This is a genomic window from Haladaptatus sp. DYSN1 (genome assembly GCF_029489995.1).
Classification (GTDB): domain Archaea; phylum Halobacteriota; class Halobacteria; order Halobacteriales; family Halococcaceae; genus QDMS2.
The window spans coordinates 1,412,744-1,438,478 of the sequence record NZ_CP120470.1 but is presented as its reverse complement, the minus strand read 5'-3'; the positions used below and the strand labels follow the sequence as shown (position 1 = coordinate 1,438,478).

The 25,735-nt window shown below is 62.7% G+C and carries 28 protein-coding genes and 1 pseudogene; 23 read left to right on the top strand and 6 right to left on the bottom strand.

The window, feature by feature from the left end; translation table 11 throughout:
* Positions 1 to 43: 43 nt before the first annotated feature.
* The gene (locus P0648_RS07770) at positions 44 to 1,180 is read right to left on the bottom strand and encodes an acyl-CoA dehydrogenase family protein (protein WP_277505821.1); all 1,137 of its coding nucleotides are present in this window, start codon (positions 1,178 to 1,180) and stop codon (positions 44 to 46) included.
* Between the two features lie 106 nt (positions 1,181 to 1,286).
* On the opposite strand from P0648_RS07770, the gene P0648_RS07765 reads away from it, so the two are divergent.
* Entirely contained in the window at positions 1,287 to 1,766 is a 480-nt protein-coding gene (locus P0648_RS07765) for a Mov34/MPN/PAD-1 family protein (protein WP_277505820.1), read from the top strand.
* Positions 1,763 to 2,191 (top strand): FAD synthase, encoded by a 429-nt coding sequence (locus P0648_RS07760; RefSeq protein WP_277505819.1) that lies wholly within the window; start codon positions 1,763 to 1,765, stop codon positions 2,189 to 2,191. The genes P0648_RS07765 and P0648_RS07760 overlap by 4 nt, the downstream gene beginning before the upstream one ends.
* Positions 2,192 to 2,309: 118 nt before the next feature.
* Here P0648_RS07760 and P0648_RS07755 read toward each other — a convergent pair whose 3' ends face one another.
* Genes P0648_RS07755 through P0648_RS07745 form a run of 3 tightly spaced genes read right to left on the bottom strand, consistent with a single transcriptional unit; the run spans position 2,310 to position 3,792 of the window.
* The gene (locus tag P0648_RS07755; RefSeq protein WP_277505818.1) at positions 2,310 to 2,843 is read right to left on the bottom strand and encodes a hypothetical protein; all 534 of its coding nucleotides are present in this window, start codon (positions 2,841 to 2,843) and stop codon (positions 2,310 to 2,312) included.
* 56 nt (positions 2,844 to 2,899) lie between these two features.
* The gene (locus P0648_RS07750) at positions 2,900 to 3,619 is read right to left on the bottom strand and encodes a GNAT family N-acetyltransferase (RefSeq protein WP_277505817.1); all 720 of its coding nucleotides are present in this window, start codon (positions 3,617 to 3,619) and stop codon (positions 2,900 to 2,902) included.
* 35 nt (positions 3,620 to 3,654) lie between these two features.
* On the bottom strand, positions 3,655 to 3,792 hold the full coding sequence (locus P0648_RS07745; RefSeq protein ID WP_277505816.1) for a hypothetical protein: 138 nt from the start codon (positions 3,790 to 3,792) through the stop codon (positions 3,655 to 3,657).
* 119 nt (positions 3,793 to 3,911) lie between these two features.
* On the opposite strand from P0648_RS07745, the gene P0648_RS07740 reads away from it, so the two are divergent.
* The 4 genes and pseudogenes from P0648_RS07740 to P0648_RS07725 all read left to right on the top strand — a co-directional run bounded on the left by P0648_RS07740 (position 3,912) and on the right by P0648_RS07725 (position 5,834).
* A complete protein-coding gene (locus P0648_RS07740; protein ID WP_277505815.1) occupies positions 3,912 to 4,541 on the top strand; it encodes a hypothetical protein in 630 nt (209 codons plus the stop codon).
* On the top strand, positions 4,531 to 4,704 hold the full coding sequence (locus tag P0648_RS07735; RefSeq protein WP_277505813.1) for a hypothetical protein: 174 nt from the start codon (positions 4,531 to 4,533) through the stop codon (positions 4,702 to 4,704). Before P0648_RS07740 ends, P0648_RS07735 begins: the two co-directional genes overlap by 11 nt.
* A 66-nt stretch (positions 4,705 to 4,770) precedes the next feature.
* A pseudogene (locus P0648_RS07730) lies at positions 4,771 to 5,271 on the top strand (PH domain-containing protein); the annotation flags it as partial.
* Positions 5,272 to 5,294: 23 nt separating this feature from the next.
* Complete coding sequence (locus P0648_RS07725) at positions 5,295 to 5,834, top strand: PH domain-containing protein (protein WP_276247842.1); 540 nt, start codon at positions 5,295 to 5,297, stop codon at positions 5,832 to 5,834.
* A 103-nt stretch (positions 5,835 to 5,937) separates the two neighbouring features.
* Here the strand turns inward: P0648_RS07725 and P0648_RS07720 are convergent, their stop codons facing one another.
* Both P0648_RS07720 and ribH read right to left on the bottom strand, forming a co-directional pair.
* Positions 5,938 to 7,083 (bottom strand): pyridoxal phosphate-dependent aminotransferase, encoded by a 1,146-nt coding sequence (locus P0648_RS07720; RefSeq protein ID WP_276247843.1) that lies wholly within the window; start codon positions 7,081 to 7,083, stop codon positions 5,938 to 5,940.
* Positions 7,080 to 7,484, bottom strand: coding sequence for a 6,7-dimethyl-8-ribityllumazine synthase (gene ribH, locus P0648_RS07715; RefSeq protein ID WP_276247844.1), 405 nt, complete (start codon positions 7,482 to 7,484; stop codon positions 7,080 to 7,082). Before ribH ends, P0648_RS07720 begins: the two co-directional genes overlap by 4 nt.
* Positions 7,485 to 7,627: 143 nt before the next feature.
* Between ribH and P0648_RS07710 the strand changes: the two genes are divergently transcribed.
* The 17 genes from P0648_RS07710 (at position 7,628) to P0648_RS07630 (ending at position 25,718) form a co-directional block, all read left to right on the top strand.
* Positions 7,628 to 9,352: a flippase activity-associated protein Agl23 gene (locus P0648_RS07710; RefSeq protein WP_277505811.1), complete on the top strand. Its 1,725-nt coding sequence runs from the start codon at positions 7,628 to 7,630 to the stop codon at positions 9,350 to 9,352.
* A 54-nt stretch (positions 9,353 to 9,406) separates the two neighbouring features.
* Positions 9,407 to 11,140 carry a flippase activity-associated protein Agl23 gene (locus P0648_RS07705; RefSeq protein WP_277505810.1) on the top strand — a complete coding sequence of 578 codons (1,734 nt, stop codon included), beginning with the start codon at positions 9,407 to 9,409 and terminating at the stop codon, positions 11,138 to 11,140.
* On the top strand, positions 11,140 to 12,297 hold the full coding sequence (purK, locus tag P0648_RS07700) for a 5-(carboxyamino)imidazole ribonucleotide synthase (RefSeq protein WP_277505808.1): 1,158 nt from the start codon (positions 11,140 to 11,142) through the stop codon (positions 12,295 to 12,297). The genes P0648_RS07705 and purK overlap by 1 nt, the downstream gene beginning before the upstream one ends.
* Positions 12,294 to 12,914: a 5-(carboxyamino)imidazole ribonucleotide mutase gene (gene purE, locus P0648_RS07695; protein ID WP_276247848.1), complete on the top strand. Its 621-nt coding sequence runs from the start codon at positions 12,294 to 12,296 to the stop codon at positions 12,912 to 12,914. Before purK ends, purE begins: the two co-directional genes overlap by 4 nt.
* Positions 12,915 to 13,020: 106 nt before the next feature.
* Complete coding sequence (locus P0648_RS07690; protein WP_276247849.1) at positions 13,021 to 13,428, top strand: NADH-quinone oxidoreductase subunit A; 408 nt, start codon at positions 13,021 to 13,023, stop codon at positions 13,426 to 13,428.
* Positions 13,428 to 14,126 (top strand): NADH-quinone oxidoreductase subunit B, encoded by a 699-nt coding sequence (locus P0648_RS07685; RefSeq protein ID WP_276247850.1) that lies wholly within the window; start codon positions 13,428 to 13,430, stop codon positions 14,124 to 14,126. The genes P0648_RS07690 and P0648_RS07685 overlap by 1 nt, the downstream gene beginning before the upstream one ends.
* Complete coding sequence (locus tag P0648_RS07680) at positions 14,123 to 15,793, top strand: NADH-quinone oxidoreductase subunit D (RefSeq protein ID WP_276247851.1); 1,671 nt, start codon at positions 14,123 to 14,125, stop codon at positions 15,791 to 15,793. Before P0648_RS07685 ends, P0648_RS07680 begins: the two co-directional genes overlap by 4 nt.
* Positions 15,793 to 16,857, top strand: coding sequence for a complex I subunit 1 family protein (locus tag P0648_RS07675; RefSeq protein ID WP_276247852.1), 1,065 nt, complete (start codon positions 15,793 to 15,795; stop codon positions 16,855 to 16,857). The genes P0648_RS07680 and P0648_RS07675 overlap by 1 nt, the downstream gene beginning before the upstream one ends.
* Complete coding sequence (locus P0648_RS07670) at positions 16,854 to 17,315, top strand: NADH-quinone oxidoreductase subunit I (RefSeq protein ID WP_276247853.1); 462 nt, start codon at positions 16,854 to 16,856, stop codon at positions 17,313 to 17,315. The genes P0648_RS07675 and P0648_RS07670 overlap by 4 nt, the downstream gene beginning before the upstream one ends.
* A 53-nt stretch (positions 17,316 to 17,368) precedes the next feature.
* Positions 17,369 to 17,635, top strand: a complete 267-nt coding sequence (locus tag P0648_RS07665) for an NADH-quinone oxidoreductase subunit J (protein WP_276247854.1) — start codon at positions 17,369 to 17,371, stop codon at positions 17,633 to 17,635.
* Entirely contained in the window at positions 17,632 to 17,979 is a 348-nt protein-coding gene (locus P0648_RS07660; protein ID WP_276247855.1) for an NADH-quinone oxidoreductase subunit J, read from the top strand. Before P0648_RS07665 ends, P0648_RS07660 begins: the two co-directional genes overlap by 4 nt.
* Positions 17,979 to 18,281: an NADH-quinone oxidoreductase subunit NuoK gene (gene nuoK / locus P0648_RS07655; RefSeq protein ID WP_276247856.1), complete on the top strand. Its 303-nt coding sequence runs from the start codon at positions 17,979 to 17,981 to the stop codon at positions 18,279 to 18,281. The genes P0648_RS07660 and nuoK overlap by 1 nt, the downstream gene beginning before the upstream one ends.
* 3 nt (positions 18,282 to 18,284) lie before the next feature.
* Positions 18,285 to 20,306 (top strand): NADH-quinone oxidoreductase subunit L, encoded by a 2,022-nt coding sequence (gene nuoL, locus P0648_RS07650; protein WP_276247857.1) that lies wholly within the window; start codon positions 18,285 to 18,287, stop codon positions 20,304 to 20,306.
* A complete protein-coding gene (locus P0648_RS07645; protein WP_276247858.1) occupies positions 20,307 to 21,830 on the top strand; it encodes a NuoM family protein in 1,524 nt (507 codons plus the stop codon). It begins immediately after the preceding gene.
* The gene (locus P0648_RS07640; protein ID WP_276247859.1) at positions 21,831 to 23,306 is read left to right on the top strand and encodes an NADH-quinone oxidoreductase subunit N; all 1,476 of its coding nucleotides are present in this window, start codon (positions 21,831 to 21,833) and stop codon (positions 23,304 to 23,306) included.
* 96 nt (positions 23,307 to 23,402) lie between these two features.
* Complete coding sequence (locus P0648_RS07635; protein ID WP_276247860.1) at positions 23,403 to 24,878, top strand: DHH family phosphoesterase; 1,476 nt, start codon at positions 23,403 to 23,405, stop codon at positions 24,876 to 24,878.
* Between the two features lie 39 nt (positions 24,879 to 24,917).
* A complete protein-coding gene (locus tag P0648_RS07630) occupies positions 24,918 to 25,718 on the top strand; it encodes a CBS domain-containing protein (RefSeq protein ID WP_277505806.1) in 801 nt (266 codons plus the stop codon).
* Positions 25,719 to 25,735: the final 17 nt, after the last annotated feature.

Genomic DNA, 25,735 nt, shown 5'->3' with positions numbered 1-25,735 from the left:
GCTTTGCAAACGGTGTCTCGCGTATGCGAGGACTCGGCCCAAATTAGCGACGCGTATCGTACACAGCGGCGGCGAGCGCGTCCCGGTGGCCTTCGTTCGGCCCGCCGGCGATTGTGAGGAGTTTCGCGTCCCGAAGGTAGCGTTCGACGTGTCGTTCGGTGGTGTAGCCGATGCCACCGTGCAGTTGCATCGCCTCGTTTGCGTTCTCGACCGCCGCCTCCGTGGCGTGGATTTTCGCCATGTGCAACGCACCGTCGAGCGGGACGCCGCGGTCCGCACGGTCGGCGGCGTGAAGGGTGAGCAACCGGGCGGCATCCACCCGCGTCGCCATCTCGCCGACCCGCCACCGGAGGCCCTGCTTGTCGCTGAGCGGGCCACCGAACTGCTCGCGCTGGCTGGTGTGGGCGACCGTCTTTTCGAGTGCCGCGCGAGCGATGCCGACGCCCCGTGCGGGGACGTTGACCCCGTTGGTGATAGTTTTCCGTTCGAGGTAGGCCATCCCCGTCTCTCCGACTCGGCGGGTGTCCGGGACGCGAACCGAATCGAGCGTCACTTTCGGCGAGGGGACGCTTCGTGCTCCGAGCGTGTCCCAGACCGTCTCCACCTCGAATTCGTCGGTCGGAATCAGGAAGGCGCTGATGTTCTCCGGGGCCGCCTCCTCGGGGCCGGTTTTCGCGTAGGTGAGGACGTAATCGGCCTCGAAGAAGTTCGTGACCCACTGTTTGTGGCCAGTCACGACCCACTCGTCGCCGTCTCGTTCCGCAGTCGTCTCCATGGCGAGTTTGTCGCTGCCCGCGTTCGCCTCGCTGAGGCCGAGCGCCCCGACCGTTTCGAACCGAGCCATCTCGGGCAAGAGGGACTCTTTCAAGTCGTCGTTCCCGAACCGTTCGACGACGGTGGCGACGCCGAGGTGGAGCGCGAGGGCGCTCGCGACGGGCATCATCGCCGCGGCCAGTTCTTCGATGACGATACAGAATTCGACCAGTCCCTCGTCGCGCCCGCCGTACTCCTCTGGAAGCGTGAGGCCGGTCAGGCGACGGTCGCCGAGTTCTGCGAGGATTGCTTCGGGATAGTCACCCGCGTCGTCAAGTTCACGGGCGACGGGTTCTATCTCCTCGGTCGCAAACTCGCGGACATCGTCACGAAGGACCCGCTGTTCGTTGGTGAGTCGAAACGCCATGACTGGCAATTGCTCACAGGGACAAATAGGTGTACGGCAACCGGCATCGTCGGCGGTTCGTCCCCCTTCCGGAACGCTTAGAAGGCGCGCCTTCCGAGTGAACGGTATGCGGCTATTCCGTTCGAGCGAGGTACTCGGCATCGCCGAGGAGACCCTCGAATTCGTGCTCGAAGCGTCACGAGAGACGCATCCGAACGAGTACATGGGACTACTCCGAGGCGAACGAGCAGCGGACCTCGGGCTGGACGAGGAGGGGGTCGTTATCACGGACGTGCTCGTCATCCCCGGCACCGTCTCGAACGAGGAGAGCGCGACGGTCCGGACGAATCTGATTCCAAACGACATGCGCGCCATCGGGTCGGTTCACTCCCACCCGAACGGCGTCCTCCGGCCGAGCGACGCAGACCTCGCGACCTTCGGGAATGGCCAGGCACACATCATCATCGGCGCGCCTTACGGGCGTGACGACTGGCAGACGTTCGACCGCGAGGGCAATCCCCGCGACCTTCGCGTCATCGACGTGGACCTGCCGGACGAACCGTTCTTCGACTTTACACAGGAAGACATCGACAAAGAACTCCAATGACGACGGTAATCGCACAGGGCACCTTCGACATCCTCCACCCCGGCCACCTCCACTATCTCCGTGAAGCGGCGGCCATGGGTAACGAACTCTACGTCATCATCGCCCGCCGGGCGAACGTGACGCACAAACAGAAACCCATCCTCCCCGACGAGCAACGCCGCGACATGATTGCCGCCCTCGACTGCGTTGACCAAGCGGTACTGGGACACTTAGAGGACATCTTCGTCCCCATCGAGGAGATCCAACCGGACATCATCGTCCTCGGCCACGACCAGCACCACGACGAGGATGGCATCGCCAAGGCACTCGCCGCCCGCGGCATCGACTGCGAGGTTCGACGCGCCTCGATGCGTGACAAAAAGTTCGAGGGTGAACTACTCTCGACGGGCCGCATCATCGAGCGCATTTGCGCCGAACGCTGCTAGGGCAACTTTTTGGGCGCGAGCGATGAAACACTCGCGCGAAAAAGTTTCATCAAAAAGCGTTGCGACCACGTCCGTGCTCGCACCACATCGGTTCTGCGGTGGTATTCTGTTCGGTTGTTTAGTTTCGGCTTGGCGGGAGTTCGTCGTCTCGGTGGAGTTCTGCGAAATCGTATGTTTCCACGTCATTTGGCACGTCGGAGCGCGCGCTTTCGTAGACGTCAATCACGTCGAACCAACTTGGTTTTGCATAGACTTCAGCTTCGTCGGTCAGCTGTACCCTTTTGAAATCTTCTCTGCTCGTCCATGTATTGAGGCAAGGTGAGAAATCATCGCCACAAATTCCGAGAAGGTATTTGACCCTAAATCGAGAAGCGAGTGCGTCATGAACTGCTTCGTCGATGGCGAAGTTTACAGGGTTTTGGGGGCTTTGCCCAACGAACTGGGGGTCGAAACTACCAGTAACCCCGTCTACGCGTCCCCAAATCGAAAGCACGTCATCGACGTAGCGTTGTCTATCGTGCTCCCATTCTAGAAGTATTGCTTTCTCTTCTACTTGGCCGACCTTTGTAATGCCAATTGTCGATAAGCAACCGCTCAAACTAGCAGTTAGAGTCAAGCCAGAAGTGGAAAGAAACTGTCGTCTAGAGGGCATAAACTACTCATCGAAAATGCCAATAATAAACTTTCAGTTGTACATCTCGAAGCGCGCTATCCATCGAATCTGCCAAAGTACGACGTCGCGAACCGCTCGAAGCCCAAATTTTCGGCCAGCGCCACCGACCACGGCCACGCGTTGAGCGTCCGGTACTGCGGGAGCAAGTCCCGCGAAAGCGCCAGTTCGGTAACCCGTGAGACGACTGCCCGGCCGTGTCCCGCGTTCCGGTGGTCGGGATGGGTGACGACCGAGATGTGCGCAATCAGGTCGTCCCACACTTCGTATCCGGCCACCGCGACGAGGCGGCCGTCAACGAATTGTCCGACAGTGGTCTTCGGGCCGAACTCCGGGCCGCCTGCGTCCCACTCGTCGTCTGAAACGCTGGCCTGGAACGTGTCGAAGGCTGGTTCGTCGGCCACTCCAAGCAGGCGAGCGTCGGAGGAAACCGGCTGGAATCCCTCGCGGTCAGTATAGCCGTAGAACGCCGGCCCGAGGAGTTTCGAGAGCGAGAGAAAGCTGTCGAACCACTCTACTACCGCGTCGCTGTCGTCGAAATCGAGCGATTCGAGCGCGGGTGCGTGGCGTTCGACGGCGTCGAGGAACGACGCTGGCGCAGAGACGACCAGCGAGTCTTCGTGGCGAAACAGCTGCACTCCGCCTTCGTCAGTGCTGCCGACGGTGATACCAGATTCCTCGAACGCCTTCAGGGAAACGCCCAGACGGGTTGCCCAGTAGCGACGGAGTCGCTCGCCAGTGTGCGAAGAAAATCCCATAGTCGAACGTGGACGACGGAGGTGAAAATTGTGTCCTACGGGCGAAAGCGGTGGCCGCACTCAGCACACCGATACACGGCCCGCCAGCCACCGCCGGTGACCATCTGTTTTCGATACGACCCTTTCGCTCCGCACTCGGCGCATCTCGTGGAGGGACCGGGAGCCTTCGCCATGGATTCGGGTTCGTACTCCGGGTCAGTAAGTGTTCGTTTCGTCGTAAGTGGGCTCGCAGTCGATGCTTTTTCGGAGAACCCACAGAAAGTATTTATCAAATAGCCAACCACATTCGCCTATGCCCTCCCACTCGCGTCGAACCGTCCTCCGACTGAGTGTCGTATCGCTTGCCACCGGTTTCGCGGGGTGTTCGTTCACGGGACCGTCGGCCACGGATACGCCCTCACCCGAGACAAGCGAGACACCGACCGAGGAACCCACAGAAACGAAAACCACCCAGTCCGGCAACACCGTCGAGTACGCGGCGCTCACAGAACAGGACAAGGAACTGTTCGACGAAATGCGCTCACAGGCGCAGGTGACGCGCGGCATGGACCGCGTCTCGGAGACGCTGCTGGACGCGGAGTTCGTCGTGTACCAGGGGTCGCGCTATCGAATCGAGAAGGAGAACGCGGGCTACATCGCTGAGTACACACTGGAGGTGACGAAGACGAGCGAATCGAACGTCGAGGAGGACGAACTGGTGGCGTACGAGGACCTCACGCCGGAAGCGGCGGCAGCGTTCGACGAAGCCAGAACGGGCGACCGGTTCACCGTCCGCGGAGAGACGCTCCCGGGTGGACTCGCGGGTCATCGGTACGTCGAGTTCGACGGCGAGTACTACGAGCTCACGGTCATCGTGGGCGACATTATCCGATGGAGGTTCGCGGCGACGAAAGTCGAAGAACGGGTAGCCCGTGGTTCCTGAGGCGATTCGCCTCGTCGTATGCGTCCTCGTCGGGCTCCTCGCTGGACGGGTGGTCGGGCCGTTGTTCGTCCCCACTCCGACGAGCACGCTCGCGTTCGTCCTCACGGCGGTCGTCGCGGTGGGTGTCGGGGGCGGACTCTACCGGTCTGCGTGGCTCCAGTGAGGCGGCTCGGCACCCGCGACCGGCCCCGCTGCCAAGAGTTATCCCCGTAAAATAGAATAATCAGCTATGGACCAACAGTTCGACTGGCTCACCTTAGACGAGGGTGAGGAGATTCTCTGGGCGGACACGCCCCACCCCTACAGTCTCGTGCCCGCGTTCATCGTCGGCGTCCCGCTCATGCTCGTCCTCGTCGGGATTCCCATCGTCGTCGGCGCGTATCTCACCCACAAGAACACCAACTTCGTCGTGACGAACCGCGCCCTCTACAAGAAGACCGGTGTCCTCTCGCGCAACGTCCAGCGCATCGAGTTCGACAAGGTGCAGGACACCTCCTACCGTCAGACCTTCTTCGGGTCGCAGTTCGGCTACGGAGCAGTAGACATCTCGACGGCCGGCGGCGCGGGCGTCGAACTGAGTTTCCAAAGCGTCGCGAATCCACAGGAACTCCAGTCGCTCATCAACGAGCGCATCAACCGCCGCGAGGGACGCGGTGGCTCGGCAGACGACAAGGCCGCCGTTCTGGACGAAATTCTCAGCGAACTCCGCGCGATGCGCGAGGTCATGGAGACGAACTCCCCGCCGAACCGCCCATGAGCGACCTCGATTGGCTCGTCCCCGACGCAGGTGAGGAAGTCCTGTGGTCGGGCCATCCACGACTCACGACGGTGCTTCCGGCGATGGTCATCGGAGCGCTTCTCGTCGGCGGATTTGGCGCGGCTGGATTCGCATTCAACGAACCGCTGCTCGCCATTCCGGCACTGCTTGGATTCCTCATCGCGGGCGCTGCCTACCTGTTGGTCGTGAACACCGAGTTCGTCGTGACGAACGTCGGCCTGTACCGGAAAACCGGCGTCTTCTCGCGGAACGTCCGTCGGGTCTCGCTCTCGCGTGTCCAGAACAGTGCGTTCAGCCAGGGCCTCCTCGGGTCTATTTTCGGCTACGGGTCGGTCGGCGTCGAGGCCGCCGGTGGCGGGTCGATTCGATTTTCGAACATCGAAAATCCCCGCGACGTGCGGGCGCTGGTCGATACGTACGCTGGAGCAGACGACATTCCCGGAACGCTCGACCAGTGGCAAGCGGTGCTCGAAGAAGTTCGCGGCCTGCGAGCGGCGTTCGAGGCGCGGTCGTAGGAATCTTCGTTTTACCAGCCTGTCCAGTCAGTGTAGCTCCCTAACACACCGCATTTCCGGTGAAAACTGAAGGACTGCGCGGGTGAAAACGGACGACTGGCGATTAGAGGTAGCCCGCGTCCGCGAGGCGGGTGACGGCTTCTTCCAGTCGTTGCTTGCTGTTCGCGTAGGAGATGCGGGCGTAGCCGGGTGCATTGAACGCACTCCCCGGAACCGTCGCGACGTGGGCTTCCTGAATCGCGCCCTCACACCAGGCCGAATCGTCGTCGTCCACGGGAACCATCATGTAGAAGGCACCCTGCGGGACGGCGACGTCGACGCCGTGGTCTGCGAGGAGGTCGACGAGGAAGTCGCGGCGTTCTTCGAAGGCCGCACGCATCTCTTCGACCGCCTCAGACGTGTTTTCGAGGGCTTCGACGCCGGCGTACTGGACGAAGTGGGTCGCCCCAGACACCGAGTGAGAGTGAAGTTTGCCCGCCTCGTCGATGAGGGATTTCGGCGCGGCGAGGTAGCCGAGTCGCCACCCGGTCATCGAGAACGCCTTCGAGAACCCGTTTACCGTGACAGTGCGGTCTTCCATTCCGTCGAGAGTTCCGAGACTGGTCTGTTCGACGCCCTCGTAGGTGATTTCATCGTAGATTTCGTCGGAGATGACGGTGAAGTCGTGTTCGACGGCGAGGTCACGGACGCCTTCGAGGGCGGCGTCCGAGTACACCGCGCCCGTCGGGTTGCTCGGGGAGTTGACGATGAGCAGGTCGGTGTCGTCGGAGACGGTCTCTGCGAGGTCTGAGAGGCCGGGTTCGAGCTGGAAGTCGTACGGGGCGAGGTCGACGCGCTTCAGGTCGCCACCAGCGAGTTTGACCATCGCCTCGTAGCTGACCCACGCGGGGTCGAGCAGCACGACTTCGTCGCCGTCCTGAACGAGCGTGTTCACCGTCTCGTAGAGCGCCTGTTTCGCGCCGGGCGTGACGATGATTTCGTCCGTGGCGTAGTCGAGGCCGTCTGCGTCGAGTTTCTGCTTTATCGCTCGCTTGAGCTGTGGAATCCCGTTCGACGGCGGGTAACCGGTGTGGCCGGCGTCCATCGCGTCCTTGCCCGCCTGAATCACGTTCTCGGGGGTCGGGAAGTCGGGTTCGCCGACGCTCAGGTTCACGACGTCCACGCCGTCTGCCGCCAGTTCGGAGGCGAGGTTGGAGATAGCAAGGGTCGCGCTCGGTTCGACACGTTTCACTCTGTCTGCGAATTTCATTGTAGTTCCTCCACGAGGTCGAGAGCGCCCGTGACCGCGTGGGCACCCATGTCGGTACGTGCTCGGGCCTCGTCCGCCGTCATCCCCGGCCCGGCGATGCCGAGCGTGACCGGCGTGTCGCGGTCGATGCTCACGTCCGTGAGTTTCTGGGCGGCGGCGTTGCCGATGACTTCGTCGTGGCTCGTCTCACCGGTGATGATACAGCCGAGCACCGCGACGGCGTCGATGTCGTCGCGACGGGCGAGTCGGTCCGCCGCGAGCGGCGTATCGTACGCCCCGGGAACGGCGAGGGTTGCTGCGATGTCCGCGCCGCGCTCTGCTGCGGCCTCACGGGCCAACTCCTCCATCTTCGACGTAATCGCGCGGTTGAACTGCGCGACCACCAGCCCAAGCGTTACCATGTGTTCGCGGTGGTGCAGGGTACTAAAAGAAGTACCGTTCCCGGTATCGCCTGCGAACAGTTTTCTGCGACTGGACGGGATATGTCAAAGACGCGTTTAACAAACAGAAGGATTCTAACCCCCGCGTGCGCTTTAGTGGTTCAATGGCAACGGTTGACGACCCCCGCTCTCGCTCTGACGACCGCCGGAGATTGTTCTTCGCGCTCGTCGCCATCGCCGCCGTCGCACTCATCGCGCGTCTCATTTTCCTCGGCGACCGCGTCGCCCACTGGGACGAAGGCCGCGTGGCGTACTGGACGCTTCGCTACGCAAAGACCGGCGTCTGGGAGTACCGCCCCATCGTCCACGGGCCGTTCCTCTTTCACGTGAACAAGTACGTGTTCACGCTGCTCGGGCCGACGGACTTCGCAATGCGCCTCGTCGTCGCCATCGTCGGCGGCCTGCTCCCGCTCACCGCGTGGAACTTCCGCGAGCACCTTCGCGACCTCGAAGTCGGCGTCCTCGGGGCGCTCCTCGCGTTCAACCCACTCCTGCTCTACTACTCGCGGTTCATGCGCAACGACCTGCTCGTCGCCGCGTTCATGTTCGTCGCCCTCGGCTTCTTCGTCCGCGCTTACGACACTGGCAAACACCGGTATTTCTACGTCGGCGTCCTCGCGTTCGCCCTCGCCTTCACCACGAAAGAGAGCGCGATTCTCTACCCCGTTTGCTGGGCCGGCGCGGCCGTCCTTTTGCTCGACCATCGGCTCTTCCGTGCTCGCGACCGCTTGCCCCACTCGTGGAAGCAGGAAGTCGTCGATTACGGCTTCTGGCTTCGTGACGTGCTCCGGGCGTGGGCCATCCCCCTCGTCGTCGGCCTCGTCGAGTTTTTCGTCGTCATCGTCGTGTTCTACGCGCCGCGCGTCGGCGGCGACGGCGTCGGGTTCGACACGATGTTCTCGAATCCTGCGCTCCTGCCAGCAGTCGTCGAACGGGCAACCGTCGGGTCGTGGGAAACCTTCTACGGCCTCTGGATTGCTGGCGGCCATCAGGACCACGCCTACCTGCCGTACCTCGGCGACTTCATCGAAACGCTCGCGTTCGGGGCCGGCCCGCTCGTGCTGTTCGCCGTCATTGGATTCATCGCAGACCGCTACTCCCGTGAGGGGCCACGCGACCTCGTCGCACTCGCGGCGTACTGGGGATTCGTCTCGATTCTCGGCTACCCCATCGTCACCGACATCATGGCTCCGTGGGCGACCATCAACGCCATCGTCCCTCTCGCCATTCCGGCAGCGGTGGGCGTGGCGCTCATCCTCCGTTGGGGCCGGGAAGCCTTCGAAGACGAGGACATGGTAAGCGTCGGCCTGACGGCGATGCTCATCATCTTCGTCGCCGGATTTACCGTCGGCACCGCCGTGGACGTGGCGTACCTCAACTCCGCGAGCGAGGAGAACAAGGAACTCCTCCAGTGGGCCCAGCCACACAACGAGATTCGCCCGACGCTGGAGAAAATCTCCGCCATCTCTGAGAACCACGACGATGGGCCTGACGTGCTGTTCTACGGGACGACACCGCCGGGCAGTTCGGAGGAACGCTTCTACGTCTCGAACGAATCGAGCACGCTATACGCGCCTCCCGGCGGCCCGTCGTGGCACACGCGCCTCCCATTGCCGTGGTACTTCGAGGCCGACGGCGCACAGGTGACGAGCACGAAGCCCGGAACCGACCCCGAGTCCATCGAGGACATGCCACCAGTCGTCATCGCCTACGAATGGGACCGCGAGGAGTTAGAACCGCACCTCGAAGGCTACACGGCCTACGAACACGAGTTCCGCCTCTGGGCCGACACCATCGTCATCTTCGTCGACGAGTCGCAACTCCAGTAATCGACTGCCCGCCGCGGAATTTCTTTATACCTGCCGGTGAAATCCGCGATACGAATGACAACCCAGCGTCACGATTCCCGACTGTTTCTCGTCGTCACCGGTGTCGTTGTCGTGGCGCTCGCACTCAGACTGTTTACCCTCGGTGACCGCATCGCCCACTGGGACGAAGCGCGCGTCGCCTACTGGATTCTCGACTATCTGCGCACAGGCAACTACACGTATCGTCCAATCATCCACGGCCCCTTCCTTCAGCAGGTAAACCGCGTCGTCTTCGCGCTCATCGGTCCCTCTGACTTCGCCATGCGGCTTCCCGTCGCGATGCTCGGCGGCCTCCTCCCGGCAGCAGCCCTGCTCTTTCGGGCCCATCTCGACGACTGGGAGGTCGTCGCGCTATCCCTCTGGCTGGCGTTTACGCCGGTCCTGCTCTACTACTCGCGGTTCATGCGCGGGGACCTCCCGGTCGCGGCTTTCTCGCTTATCGCGGTGGGTTTCTTCGTCCGCACACTCGATACTGGCCGTCGCCGCTACCTCTACGCGGGCGTCGCCAGCCTTGCGCTCGCGATGACGGTCAAAGAGAACGTCATCGTGACCATCGTGACGTGGGTCGGCGCGGCCGTCCTCCTCCTCGACTACAGACTGCTGGTCGCCCGCGAGCGTGACTGGACGTGGCCAGCCGTTTCTGCCCAAGGAAAACAGCGGCTCGCCGCGCTGCGACCGTGGACCGTCCCGCTCGCGCTTGCCGCCGTCGAACTCGTCGCCATCATCACCGTGTTCTACGCGCCGCGCTCTGGGGAGGGGGGACCTGACTTCGCAACCGCACTTTTGAACCCTGGATTGCTGCCCGGCATCGTCTGGGAAGCCACCGTCGGGTCGTGGATATCTTTTTACTCGCTGTGGGTGCTCGGCGACCTGAGTGAGCACGCCTACGTCCCCTACCTCGTCCACTTCGTCGAGACGCTCGCGGTGGGCGGTGGGGCACTCACCGCCTTCGCAGTCGTCGGCTTCGTCGCCGCCCGCTACCGTCCCGAGGGTCACCGCGAACTCGTCTCGTTTTTCGGCTACTGGGGATTCGTCTCGATTCTCGGCTACCCCATCGTCACCGACATCATGGCTCCGTGGGCCATCATCCACGCCGTCGTCCCGCTCTCGATCCCGGCGGCCGTCGGCCTCGCCTGGTTCGCCCGGGCCGGCCGGAGCGCGGTCGCCGCGAGGGACTATCGGACGGCTGGACTCACGGCGGTAATCCTCCTGCTGGCGGTCAGTCAGGTCACCCTCGGCGGCGTGAGTCAGGTGTACCTCCAGCCCCAGGCAGAGGACAACCAACTGGTGCAGTACGGCCAGCCGGCGGACGACCTGCGCCCGACGCTCAACCGCATCGAACGCGTGGCCGCAGCAAACGACGGCGTGGACGTTCTCTACTTCGGCGAGTTTTTCTACATCACGAACGAGACCAGCGGGTCACTCCCCGAACGCGATAAGTGGTTCAACCAGCTTCCGTTGCCGTGGTACACAGCCATGTACGACGCGAACGTCACCTCTGCGCGCAATCGAACCCAGTTCGATCCGTTGTTCGAGCGCGAGCGCCCACCGGTCATCATCACCATCGCGAACGACCGCGGCTACGTCACGCGGCGCATTGGTGTCCACGAGGGAAGCGGGTACGACGAGGAAATCTACCGCCTGCGAACCTTCGGGACGCGGACGGCGTTCTTCGTGAACGAGTCGGCCGTTCCGCGAACCGAGGTGGTAACGTTTATTCCACCTCCATCGAAATCGCCGGATAACTGATGAAACTCTCGTCACCCGGCCCGACGCTCGGCATCGTCGGCGGCGGCCAACTCGGGCGCATGATCGGTGAGGCGGCGGCCCCCCTCGGGGTCGAAGTCATCGTCTCCGACCCGACACCCGACCCGCCGGCCGCACCGACCGTCCGCGACACGCTCGTTGGCGACTTCGACGACCCGGAAGCGGTCCGCGAACTCGCCCGCCGCGCAGACGTCCTCACGTTCGAAATCGAACTCGCAGACCCGGACGTGCTGGAGGACGTCCGCGAGGAGTTTGGCGTCGACGTTCACCCGACGCCCGAGACCCTGCGCATGATTCAGGACAAGTTCGTCCAGAACACGCGCCTCGCAGACCACGGGATTCCCGTTCCGGCGTTCGAAGCCGTCGAAGGCCCAGACGACCTCCGTGCCGTGTGCGAGGAGTTCGGTTATCCCGCGATGGTAAAAGCCCGACAGGGCGGCTACGACGGCCGGGGGAATCTCCCAGTCGAATCACCAGACCACGCAGAGACCGTCCTCGACGAAGTCGGAGGCGACGCGCTCGTAGAGGAGATGGTCGAGTTCGTCCGCGAAATCTCCGTGATTGCGGTCAAGGGCAAAGACGAAGTGGCCACGTACACCGCGGGCGAGAACGTCCACGAGGAAGAGATTCTCCGTGAGACAGTTGTCCCCGCGCGTGCGCCAGACGCCGTTCTCGACCGCGCCCACGACGTGGCCGAATCAGTCCTCGAAATTCTGGAGGGCCGGGGCGTCTACGGCATCGAACTGTTTGAGACGGACGACGGCGAGATTCTCGTGAACGAAATCGCCCCGCGCCCGCACAACTCCGGCCACTGGACCATCGAGGGCGCGGTGACCTCGCAGTTCGAGCAACACGCCCGCGCCGTCCTCGGGTGGCCCCTCGGGTCGACGGCCCTGCGCTGTCCGACCGTCTCCGCGAACATCCTTGGCGACGTGGACGAACCGGAACCCGCCGAACTGTCGGGCGTCGAGGAGGCCCTCGCTACGCCCGGCGTCAGCCTCCACTGGTACGGCAAACGCGAGGTGCGCCCGCTGCGGAAGATGGGACACCTCACGCTCGTCGATTCACCCGACAGCGACACAGACGACTTACTCGACCGAATTCGAACCGTCCGCGACTACCTGACTTTCTCCCAATGACCGTCGACGCAATCCAAGACCTCGTAGACCAGTTCGAACGCGAAGCGAACCTCGACCAGGAAAAGACCCCCGACGTGGGCATCATCATGGGCTCTGACTCCGACTTAGACGTGATGTCGGGAGCCTACGACGCGCTTACGGAACTCGGCTTCGCGGAGGTGACCGACTACGAGAACCCACCAGATGCCGAATTTACCTTCGAGACGTACGTCATCTCCGCGCACCGAACGCCGGGACTGATGTACGCCTACGCGCAGACGGCGGCCGACCGCGGTCTGGACGTCATCATCGCCGGCGCAGGCGGGAAATCAGCCGACCTGCCGAACATGACGGCTTCGCTCGCGTACCCGATTCCGGTCATCGGCGTCCCCGTCCAGGAGAAGTCCGTTGACTCGGTCATTGGCATGCCGACGGGCGCGCCAATCGTCGCCGTGGACGCCGGGAAATCTTTTAACGCCGCGCTTTCTGCTGCACAAATCCTCGCACGCTCCTCGTCGGCGCTCGAACGGAAGCTCGTCGAGTACCACGAAAGTCTCCAAGGAGACGTGGCGGCTGTGTCCAGGAAACTGCACGACAGCGGGACTCCCGGTTTCATGGCCCAACGCGACGCTGAGTGAGCGAACCATCCGCATGACTGCTGAGCGCTGATTTTTCGGGGAGAACGGGAAGAATCAACCCTTATATGGGTGCGTTCCCAACCGCCGAACGATAGGAGATAACGGTATGAGCAATCCATGGATAGCGATCGGCGCACTCGCGGTGGTCGGGGTCGGCATCCCTCTCGGTATGATGGCAGTGTCGAGTCTGCTCCGCCCCAGTGTGCCTGAGCAAGGAAAACGCGCCGTCTACGAGAGCGGCGAGATCCCGACGGGGAACACACGCATCCGGTTTAACATTCAGTACTACATGGTTGCGTTGCTGTTCGTCGTTTTCGACATCGAGACTGTCCTCATCTTCCCTTGGACAGTCATCTACCGTGACGCCGTCACCAACGCCGGGTTGGTACAGGCGCTCGCACCGATGCTTGTCTTCATCGGGGTCCTCGTCGTCGGCCTCGCGTGGGCGTGGCGCAAGGGCGCAGTGCAGTGGGTCAAAAGCCCACGGGCTGAACAATCGCGGGTGGACCAATAATGAGTAATCAGCCACAAAACACGGCGACAGGTACAGAAATTCAATCAACGCAGGAGGCCCGAATGGGTGGCGGCGTCGACGCACGCTTCAATTCTACGCTTCGTGAAGCGTTCGGGTCGACCCCGTTCATCCTCACCAAGTTCGACAAGTTCATGAACTGGGTCCGGGGCTCCTCGATGTTCATGCTGCAGTTCGGTATCGCCTGCTGCAGCATCGAGATGATGCACACGTACGCCATCAAGCACGACCTGGACCGGTTCGGTGCGGGTGTGCCGCGTGCATCGCCTCGCCAGGCGGACGTCATCATCGTTCCCGGGACCATCGTCTCCAAGTTCGCGCCCCGGATGAAGCGCGTCTACGACCAGATGCCAGAGCCGAAGTTCGTCGTCGGCATGGGGTCGTGCACCATCTCCGGTGGCCCGTTCCAGGAAGGCTACAACGTCATCAAGGGCGCAGAAGAGGTCATTCCGGTGGACATCCACGTCCCCGGTTGCCCACCGCGTCCCGAGGCGCTCATCTACGGCATTGCGAAGCTTCAGGAACGCATCGCGAACGGCGAGACCAGCCCGGTCACCGTCAAGCCGTACGAACTCGAACAGTTCGGCGACCTCGCGCGTGACGAACTGGTGGACAAGCTCGCAGAACAAATCGACGAGGACCAACTCGTCATGCGCTACAACTGGGCCGACTCACCATGAGCTTAGAGGAACCAACCCCAGACGTCGGTGAACTGCCCGGTGGCGACGTCAATTACGACGCCCTCGAAGAGCTGCTCGGCGACAAAGTCCTCGGTCGCGAAGAGCACCTCAACGCGACGGCCTTCGTCGTCCGACCGGACGCCGTAGAGGAGACGCTGCTCGCGCTTCGCAACGAAGCCGGCTTCGACCACCTCTCGTGTGTGACCGCACAGGAGTACGAAGACCGCTTCGAGAGCATCTACCATCTCCGCAAGTTCGATGCGCCGATGCAGGAAGTCGGCGTCGTCGTCCCGACGGCCCGCGACAACCCGGTGAGCCAGTCCGGCAACGCGGCGTTCCGCACCGCCGACTGGCACGAGCGCGAAGCGTACGATCTCGTTGGAATCAACTACGAAGGGCACCCAGATATGCGGCGTATTCTTCTGCCCGAAACCTGGCAGGGTCACCCACTTGGGCTCGACTACAACCAGGAAAAGCCACAGATCGTCACCCTCGACAAGCACAAGAACCCGCTCGAACCGGACAACGCACAAGGTGAATCGGACACGATGTTCCTCAACATCGGTCCCCACCACCCGGCGACCCACGGTGTGCTCCACCTGAAGACGGTGCTCGACGGCGAGCAGGTGGCCGACGTCGAACCCGACATCGGCTACCTCCACCGCTGTGAGGAGCAACTCTGTCAGAACGGCACCTACCGCCACCAGATTATGCCGTACCCGGACCGCTGGGACTACATTTCTGCTGGCCTCTTGAACGAGTGGGCCTACGCACGCGCCGCAGAGGACTTAGCTGACCTCGAGGTGCCCGAGTACGCACAGGTCATCCGGACGATGAGCGCAGAGATGTGCCGCATCGCGTCGCACATGCTGGCGCTCGGGACGTTCGCACTCGACGTGTACGGCGACTTCACGGCTATCTTCCAGTACGCGTTCCGCGACCGTGAAATCGTCCAGAACCTCTTAGAGGACCTCACCGGTCAGCGGCTGATGTTCAACTACTTCCGCCTCGGCGGCGTGGCGTGGGACCTCCCAGAGCCACGCGAGGAGTTCTTCGGCAAGACTCGTGACTTCTTGGACGAGCTGCCGGAGAAGATGGAAGAGTACCACGACCTGCTGACCTCGAACGAGATCTTCCAGCTGCGGTGTGTCAACACCGGCATCCTCGAACCCGAGGTCGCCAAATCCTATGGCGTGACCGGTCCGGTCGCCCGTGGCTCCGGTATCGACTACGACCTGCGCCGCGACGACCCGTACGGCTACTACGACAAGCTCGACTGGGACGTCGTGACGATGGAGGGCTGTGACAACTACGCTCGCGTCCTCGTTCGCCTCGGCGAAGTCGAACAGTCCGCACGCATCATCGAACAGTGTGTGGATCTCTTAGAGGACTGGCCAGAAGAGGACCGCGAGATTCAGAGCAACGTGCCACGCACCCTGCGCCCCGACGAGGACGCGGAGATTTACCGCACCGTCGAAGGCGCGAAGGGTGAACTCGGCATCTACATCCGCTCTGACGGGACGGACAAGCCGGCCCGTTTCAAGATTCGCAGTCCGTGCTTCTCGAACCTGCAGGCGCTGCCGGAGATCGCAAACGGGGAGTACATCCCTGACCTCATTGCGGCCCTTGGCAGCCTCGACATCGTGCTCGGCGAGGTGGACCGGTGATGTATCCGCTGCAGACGCTGCCGGAAACCATCGGCCAACTGCTCGGGTTCGGGTCCGAACTCGGTCCCGGTCAGGACTTCATCGCGTCGCTGCTCGCGGCATTTCTCATCGGGAACATCATGCTCGGCATGACGGCACTCGCCGGTCCGTGGGCAAAGCGGAAGATTACCGCCGCGTTCACCGACCGCATCGCAGTCAACCGTGTCGGGCCGTTTGGCCTACTCATCATCGTGGCAGACGCAGTGCGCCTCCTATCGAAGGAGCTCATCGTCCCCGAGGGCGTCGACCGCCCAGCGTGGGACCTTGCGCCCCTCATCATGGCTTCTTCTGCGCTGCTCGGTTTCGCGGTCATCCCAATGGGGAGCGGCATTCAACTCGCAGACCCCGAGACGGGGCTCGCGTACGTGTTCGCCGTTTCCTCGCTCGCGTCACTCGGTATGGTTATGGCCGGCTACGCGTCGAACAACAAATACTCCCTACTCGGTGGCCTTCGTGCCGTCGCGCAGAACCTCGCGTACGAGATTCCGCTCGTCGTGACCGCGGCGTCCGTCGTCATCTTCGCCGGCACGCTCCAGATGAGTGGAATCGTCGCCGCCCAGCAGGAGACGCTCTTCTCCCTCGGTGGCTTCGACATTCCAGCGTGGTACGCCTTCGTGAACCCGTTCGCGTTCGTACTGTTCATGGTGGCGAACCTCGCGGAAGTCGGTCGGAATCCGTTCGACACGCCGGAAGCACCGACAGAGATTGTTGCTGGCTACCAGACCGAGTACTCCAGCGTCTACTTCGTGCTGATGTACCTCGGTGAGTTCCTGCACATCTTCCTCGGTGGCGCAATCGTCGCGACCCTCTTCCTCGGTGGCCCAGCAGGGCCCGGACCAGAGAGTATCGGCTTCATCTGGTTCGTCGTGAAGATTTGGGCCGTGTTCCTGCTCACGCAGTGGTTCCGTGCGGCGATCCCGCGCGTCCGTATCGACCAGATGATCGAAATCGGCTGGAAAGGGATGCTCGTGCTCTCGTTCGCGAACCTCGTCCTGACCGCCGTCATTGTGGGTGTGATTGCATGATTGGCTTACTCAAATCGATGGCAGCGACGATGAGACACGCCCTGGACGGGTCTACGTTCACGGTCGAATACCCGGACGTCGAACCCGAAGTGAGCCCACGGTTCCGTGGCGTTCACAAGTTCAGCCAGGAGCGCTGCATCTGGTGTCGCCAGTGTGAAAACGTCTGTCCGAACGACACGATTCAGATCGTGACGGACGACAAGCGCAACGGCGAGCAGTACAACCTCCACATCGGCCAGTGTATTTACTGCCGACTCTGTGAGGAAGTCTGCCCCGTTGACGCCATCATCCTCACCCAGAACTTCGAGTTCACGGGTGACACGAAAGACGACCTGGCGTACAACATGGAACAGCTGAAAAACGTCCCGTGGTACAAGGACATCGACCCCCTCAAGTCCCGCGAACCGGACCGTGGCGTCTGGATTGGCGAGGGCGAGGGCGAAGTCGACTACCAGTAAACCACACCTCGCGTCCGGGTGGCTAACGGACGCAAACCACGCACAACAAATCAATGGCAATCTACGAGACAATCGCGTTCGCGCTGTTCGCCATCATCACGGTGGGGAGCAGCCTCGGTGTTGTCCTCGCGCGGGACGTGTGGCACTCTGCACTCCTGCTCGGGATGGCACTGTTGAGCGTGGCGGTTCACTACGTGATGCTGCAGGCAGAATTCCTCGCAGCGATGCAAATCCTCGTCTACGTCGGCGGGGTTCTCATCCTCATCACGTTCGCCGTCATGCTCACGCGCGCACAGCAAACGGAGGTGAGTAACGCATGACAAGCAAACCCCGATTCAAGCTTGGGTCACACCTGGCTCCGGGGCTGGCTGCCGTCGCGCTCTTTGGCGTGCTGGCTGCCGTCTTCCTGACCGCATCCTTCCCAGAACCCGCCGGGTTCGGTGAGGGTTCGATTACGGCGAGCATCGGCTACGCCATGTTCGACCTGGTCAACCTCGCACAACACGACAGTGAGAGCTTCCTCGTGGCGTTCGAGATTATCGACCTGGCGCTCGTGGCGGCGCTCGTCGGTGCGGTCATGCTCGGTCGCCGCGACGAAGGTGAGGCCTTCGGCGGAGCGTTCAAACCGGGCGCAAAACAGACCGAACAGGAGAGTGACGACTGATGGTACCGGTCGAATACTATCTCCTGCTTTCGGCTGCGGTCTTCTGTATCGGCCTGTTCGGCATCCTCACCCGACAGAACGCGCTGTTGTTCCTCATGTCGGTCGAGCTGATGCTGAACGCCGCGAACATCAACTTCGTCGCGTTCTCGGCGCAGTGGGGGAACATCACCGGACAGGTGTTCAGTCTGTTCACGATGGCCCTCGCTGCCGCGGAAGTTGCAGTCGGTATCGGCATCATCCTGGTGCTCTACCGCAACTTCCGCGACGTCGACGTGACCAAGGCGACGACGATGAGGTGGTAATCTATGGCAGGTGTATTTGAATTTGCTCCGGCAATTGCGGCACTCCCGTTCGCATCGTTCCTCGTAGCACTGTTCTTTGGCAAGTACATGCCAAAGCGCGGCGCGCTCGCAGGAATCTTCGCGACGGCGGGGTCGCTGCTGCTGTCGCTGTGGGTGTTCCTCACGGTGGCTGGCGGCGAAGCGTACAACGAAAATCTCTACACGTTCGTCGCGGGGCAGGACACCTTTAGCCTGCACCTCGGCCTCCTGCTCGACCCGCTGTCCGCGATGATGCTCGTCATCGTGTCGCTGGTCGCGTTCCTGGTCCACATCTTCAGTCTGGGCTACATGAACGACGAGGGCGAGACGGGACTCCCACGGTACTACGCTGGCCTCGGCCTGTTCACGGCGTCCATGCTCGGGTTCGTGTTCGCGAACAACCTGCTCATGGCGTTCATGTTCTTCGAACTGGTCGGCCTGTGTTCGTACCTGCTCATCGGCTTCTGGTTCCGCGAACAGGGCCCACCATCCGCCGCGAAGAAGGCGTTCCTCGTCACCCGTTTCGGTGACTACTTCTTCCTCATCGGTGTGGTCGCTATCTTCGCAACCTTCGGGACGGCGGCGTTCGCCGGTTCCGAGAGCTTCCCACACATCGCAGAACTGGTGCTTGCGGGTGAGGAAACCCTCGAGTACGTGCCGTTCGGCTTAGAACCGGCACAGTGGTTCACCGTCCTCGGCCTGCTCGTCCTCGGTGGCGTGATGGGTAAGTCTGCGCAGTTCCCGTTCCACACGTGGCTGCCAGACGCGATGGAAGGTCCAACCCCAGTCTCTGCACTCATCCACGCAGCGACGATGGTCGCAGCCGGTGTGTACCTCGTCGCCCGGATGTACGGCTTCTACGCACTCTCCCCGACGGCGCTCGCGGTCATCGCGCTCGTCGGCGGCTTCACGGCGCTGTTCGCCGCGACGATGGGTGTCGTAAAGCGCGAAATCAAGCAGGTGCTCGCGTACTCCACCATCTCCCAGTACGGCTACATCATGCTCGGCCTGGGTGCTGGTGGCTACGTCGCCGGTGTCTTCCACCTGCTCACCCACGCCTTCTTCAAGGCGCTGCTGTTCCTCGGTGCTGGTGCGGTCATCATCGCGATGCACCACAACGAGAACATGTGGGACATGGGTGGTCTCAAAGAGAAGATGCCAGTCACGTACTACACGTTCCTTTCGGGGTCGCTCGCCCTCGCGGGCATCGTCCCGTTCTCTGGCTTCTGGTCGAAAGACGAGGTGCTCTACGAGGCGCTCGTCCACGGCCTGAACACTCCCGTGCTGCTCCTCGCGTACGCGATGGGGCTCATCGCGGTGTTCTTCACCGGCTTCTACACCTTCCGGATGGTGTTCCTCACCTTCCACGGGAAGCCACGGTCTGACACCGCTCGCGACCCACACGGCGTCCGGTGGAACGTCAAGTTCCCGCTCGTCGTGCTCGGGATTCTCGCAGCGACCATCGGCTTCGTCAACATGGTTCCGGTGGCAGAACTCACCGGGCTGGAAATCGAGTACCTCCACAGCTGGCTGGACTTAGAAGAAGGCTTCGCTGAGGCACTCAGTGCGCACCACTACAGTGAACTGCTCCACGACTTCGCTGGCTACAGCGCGGCAGAACTGTCGTCGCTCGTGGCTGGCGCTGTTTCGCTCGCACTCGCACTCGCGGGCGCAGGACTGGCGTACACGCTCTACAACGTGCCAGAGCCAGTCGAGCACACCGACAAACTCGGGAGCATCAAGACGCTCCTCTACAACAACTACTACCAGGACGAGTACCAGGTCTGGCTCGCAACGGGCCTCACCCTCCCGCTCGCTCGCGCCGCGGACAAGTTCGACAACGGCGTCGTCGACGGCATCGTAAACGGCGTCTCCAGCGTGAGCCTGTTCTCCGGCAACCGCGTCCGCCGGGTGCAGACGGGTGTGGTCAGCAACTACGCGGCACTGCTCACGGTTGGGCTGGTCGCGCTGCTGGTCGTTCTCGGTATCACAGGAGGTTGGTTCTAGATGATGATTGAATTGCTACTCGGCGTAACGTTCGTCGGCGCACTCCTGACGTTCCTCGCGCCGGATAAGGTGGCAGGAAAGCTGGCGTTCGCGATTAGCCTGCTCCCTGTCGTCGGCAGCGTCTGGATGTACCTGAACTTCGACGGCTCTGGCAACGCACTGCTCGGCGGCCAACTGGCCTACGAGACGAACGCTCAGTGGGTCACGCTCGGCCCGTGGGACCTGACGTGGTTCGTCGGGCTTGACGGTGTCAGCATGCCGCTGCTCGTGCTCACGACGGTTCTCACGACGCTCGCGATTCTGAGCGCGTGGACACCAATCGACGAGCGCCAGTCGCAGTTCTACGGCCTGATGTTGCTCATGGAAGCGAGCCTCATCGGCGTGTTCGCGGCGCTCGACTTCTTCGTCTGGTTCATCTTCTGGGAAGCTGTCCTCATCCCGATGTACTTCCTCATCGGTGTCTGGGGCGGCCCACGCCGGAAGTACGCCGCGATCAAGTTCTTCGTCTACACCAACGTCGCCTCGCTGGTGATGTTCATCGGCTTCATGGCGCTGGTGTTCGGACTCGGTGACTCCGTCACCTCCCTCAGCCTGCCGGCGGTTGCGCAGGCGCTCCGTGCGGGTGAACTCGGTTCACTTGCCGGAATCGATGCGAACACGTTGAAAGGACTCGCGTTCTTCGCGATGTTCGCTGGCTTCGCGGTGAAGGTTCCGGTCGTGCCGGTTCACACGTGGCTGCCCGACGCTCACGTCGAGGCCCCCACGCCTGTGTCGGTCATGCTGGCCGGCGTCCTCCTGAAGATGGGGACGTACGCCCTGCTCCGGTTCAACTTCACCATGCTCGCCGACGTCGCGACGGCCGCGGCGACCATCATCGCCATCTTCGCCGTCGTCAGCGTCATCTACGGCGCGATGCTCGCGCTCGCCCAGCAGGACCTGAAGCGCATCGTCGCGTACTCCTCTGTGTCCTCGATGGGCTACGTCATCCTCGGACTCGTCGCCTACACCGTCTACGGCGTCGGCGGCGCGACGTTCCAGATGATCGCACACGGCCTCATCTCGGGGCTGATGTTCATGGCGGTCGGTGTTATCTACAACACCACCCACACCCGGATGGTCGCTGACATGTCCGGGATGGCAGACCGGATGCCGTGGACGGTTGGCATCTTCGTCGCCGCCGCGTTCGCCTACATGGGCCTGCCGCTGATGGCTGGCTTCGCCGGCGAACTGTTCATCTTCCTCGGCTCGTTCGGCGCGTTCGCGGGCTCTGAAATCTTCACGTCGGTGGCGATGTTCGGTATCGTCATCGTCGCCGGCTACCTGCTGTTCGCGATGCAGCGGACTCTGTTCGGGCCGTTCCGGCTCGAAACGGACTACGAGGTCACGCCAGCGCCGTTCCACGACGTCGCACCGATGGCCGTGCTCCTCATCCTCATCATCGCACTCGGTGTCGCACCGGACATCTTCATGCAGATGATTCAAGATGCAATTCGTCCGATTCTCGCCGTCGGAGGGGGTGCCTAAATGGCAGTCTCTGCCGGACTGGCGCTCTCGCCGGTCCTCATCCTCGGCGTCGCGGCGCTGTTGCTGTTCCTGTTCGACAGCCTCACGCCCGACAAACGCGACGACGGCCGCCTCGCGGGTATCGCGACGGCTGGCTCGCTGACGTCGCTCGCCGCGACTGGCTACCTCTTCACGGCGACGGACCTCGTCAGTGAGCCGCTCACGCTCTACGGTGACCAGCTGGTCATCGACGGGATGAGCCTGTTCTTCGGGTTCATCTTCACGAGCGTCGCGGCGATGGTCTCGCTCGCAAGCTACGACTACCTCCGCGGTCACCGCAACCAGGCCGAGTACTACATCCTCGTCCTGATGGCCGCGATGGGGATGTCGCTCATGGCATCGGCAAACAGCCTCGCGTCGGCGTTCGTCGCACTCGAACTCGCCAGCCTGCCGTCCTACGCGCTCGTCTCGTTCCTCAAGCAGAACCGTGGCAGCGTGGAGGCAGGCCTCAAGTACTTCCTCATCGGCGCGCTGTCATCTGCGGTGTTCGCCTACGGGATTAGCCTCGTGTACGCCGCGACCGGCGCACTGCAGTTCGGCGCAATCGCCGAAGCAGTCGCGAACACGGAGTTCGTCGGTATCCTCGGCCTCGGTGTGCTGATGGTGCTCGGTGGCTTCGCGTTCAAGACCGCGAGCGTGCCGTTCCACTTCTGGGCGCCGGAGGCCTACGAGGGCGCACCGGCACCGATTTCGGGCTTCCTGTCGTCGGCCTCGAAGGCGGCCGGGTTCGTCGTTGCATTCCGCGTGTTCGTCGAGGCGTTCCCGGTGGAATCGGTGCCCGTCGACTGGGTGCTCGCGTTCCAGATTCTCGCCGTCGTCACGATGACGCTCGGGAACTTCGCCGCCGCGGTCCAGGAGAACGTAAAGCGCATGCTCGCGTACTCCTCGATTGGCCACGCCGGCTACGTCCTCATCGGACTCGCCGCGCTCACCGGCGGCGGACAGAACGACCTCGTCCTCGGGGCGTCGATGATGCACCTGCTCGTCTACGGCTTCATGAACACGGGCGCGTTCCTGTTCATCGCCATGACCGAGCATTGGGGCATCGGCCGCAAATTCGAGGACTTCAACGGGCTCGGGAAGCAGGCACCGCTCGCCTGCGCCGCGATGACCGTGTTCCTGTTCAGCCTCGCTGGCCTCCCGATTGGGGCTGGCTTCCTCTCTAAGTACGTGCTGTTCGCCGCCGCCGTCGGTGCGGGCTTCTGGTGGCTCGCCGCCTTCGGTGCCGTGAACAGTGCGCTGTCGCTCTACTACTATTCGCGCGTCGTCAAGGCGATGTGGATCGAAGAGTCGGCAGAACCACGCGAACTCGGTGGGTACCCGGCCGGCCTCTACGCTGCCGTCGTCGGTGCGGCAATCGTCACCGTCGTTCTGCTTCCGGCGTTCAACCCCGTCGCGAGCACGGCCGTGGACGCAGCGAGCGTCCTCTTCGGCTAATCCGCGGCGGTTCCTTTCTGTCGCGTGTTTTTCACCCTGTTTCACGACCCGTCTGTAGGCGGAGGGTTTTAGCCTCATGAACGGGTACGGAGGCATATGGTTTTCCGGCTGGTCCTCGGCTGTGGCTCGTTCGGCCATTCGTTAGTCGAGACCATCCGCCGCGACCCGGACAGGCTGGTCGTCCTGACCGACGAGGACCGACGAGTCGAAACGCTCCGCGGGGAGTCGATAAACGCGAAACTCGCAGACCCGACAGACCCCGCGGACCTCCGGGCGAACGCGAGCGACGTGGACATCGTCATCGTTGCGGACGACGACCCGAGACAGAATCTGGCGAGTGCGAACGCCGCGAAGAAGGCGTTCCCGGACGCCCACCGCGTCGTCTTCGCCGGTGAAGAACCCGACGAAGCGACCTTCGAGGCGCTCGAATCCGTCGCCGACGAACTCATCGACCCGAGCGGCGCGGTCCGCGAATACATCGTCGAGCGCGTCGGTGACAAGGGCCTACGCCTGCGTCGGCTAGTGCGGATGCTCCGAGCACTCGACGGGAAACTCGCCGTCGTCACCCACGACAACCCCGACCCGGACGCGCTTGCGAGCGCCGTCGCCCTCCAGAAAATCGCCCACTCGGTGGGCTGTGAGGCCGACGTCGTCTACTTTGGCGACATCACCCACCAGGAGAATCGGGCGTTCGTGAACTTACTCGACTTACAGCTGCGGAATCCGAAGACTTGGGCCGACCTCTCTGAGTACGCCGGCTTCGCGCTAGTCGACCACTCTCGTCCGGGTGTCAACGACCAGTTGCCAGCCGACACGGACGTAGACGTGGTCATCGACCACCACCCGCCGCGTGCGCCAATCGACGCCCGGTTCGTGGACGTGCGAAGCGACGTCGGCGCGACGAGTACGCTGCTCACGGATTACCTCATGCAACTTGGCTACAAGGTTGACACCGCCGTCGCCACCGGGTTGCTCTACGGGATTCGGGTCGATACCAAGGACTTTTCGCGAGACATCTCCACCGCCGACTTCGAGGCCGCGGAGTTCCTCACGCCGCGGGCGGACAGCGCACTGCTCGCACAGTTCGAATCGCCGAGCATGAGCGCCGAGACGCTCTCCATCATTGGACGCGCCATCCGCGAGCGTCAGGTTCGTGGCGAGGTGCTCACGAGTTGTGTCGGGCCGATTTCTGACCGCGACGCGCTCGCGCAGGCCGCAGACCGCCTGCTCGACATGAAGGGCATCACGACGACGCTCGTCTACGGATTCAAGGATGGAACCGTCTTCGTCTCCGGGCGCGCCCGCGGGGCGGACCTCGACCTGGGAGAAACGCTTCGGGATGCCTTCGGGCAGATTGGCTCTGCGGGTGGCCACGCGGACATGGCCGGGGCGCAGATTTCCCTCGGCCTCCTCGGCGACGTAGAGGAGGGCCAGGAGGAGTCCCTGCGCCAGATTCTCACCGACGTCGTCACCGACCGGTTTTTCGACACGCTCACCTCGCGGCCGGGCCGGCCGGCCTCCGTGTACTCAATTCCGGAGTTCAACAGCCGCTTTTTCGACGACGACGAGTGAGCGAGACATTTTTGCGGCGGGCCACCGTCAGGAAGTACAATGGAAGACCTCGAATCGTCCGGCGGTAAACCCCGGGTCAAAGACTACATGACCCGGGACGTGGTCACCGTCTCACCCGACGCCACGGTCAAAGAGGTTGCGAGGCGCATCGCAGAGAGCGACGAGCACAGCGGGTTTCCGGTGTGTAGCGGCCGCCGAGTCGAGGGGTTCGTGAGCGCACGCGACCTGTTGCTCGCCGACGACGACGAACTCATTTTCAAGGTGATGAGCCAGGAACTCATCGTCGCTCACCCCGAGATGGACCTCACCGACGCTGCCCGCGTCATCCTCCGGTCGGGGATTCAAAAACTCCCCGTCGTCGACGATGCGGGGAACCTCGTCGGCATTATCTCGAACGCGGACGTCATCCGGAGTCAAATCGAGCGAGCGACCCCCGAGAAGGTGGGCAAACTCATGCGAACGCTCGAAAACATCCACGACGTCACGGTGAGCGAGGAACGCCGGAAGGTGCAACTCGCGAACCTCAGACCCACGCAGGGCCGAGTGTACGCGGACGAACTGGAGGGGCGAAGTTACGAACTCCAGCGCGGCCTCGCAGAACCCCTCGTCGTCATCGACAACGACGGCGACCTGTTGCTCGCAGACGGCCATCACCGCTCGAAGGCCGCAGACCGGCTCGGGATTCCGGAGATGGACGCCTACGTCATCGTCCTCAACACCCCAGTGGACCTCGGGATGGCGAAGACCGCAGAGAAGGAGGGACTGTCCACCATCGACGACATCGAAGTGGTAGACTACGCCCGCCACCCACTCGTCGAGACGACCAAGCGATTCCAGTAATTGGCGAAATTCGCTGT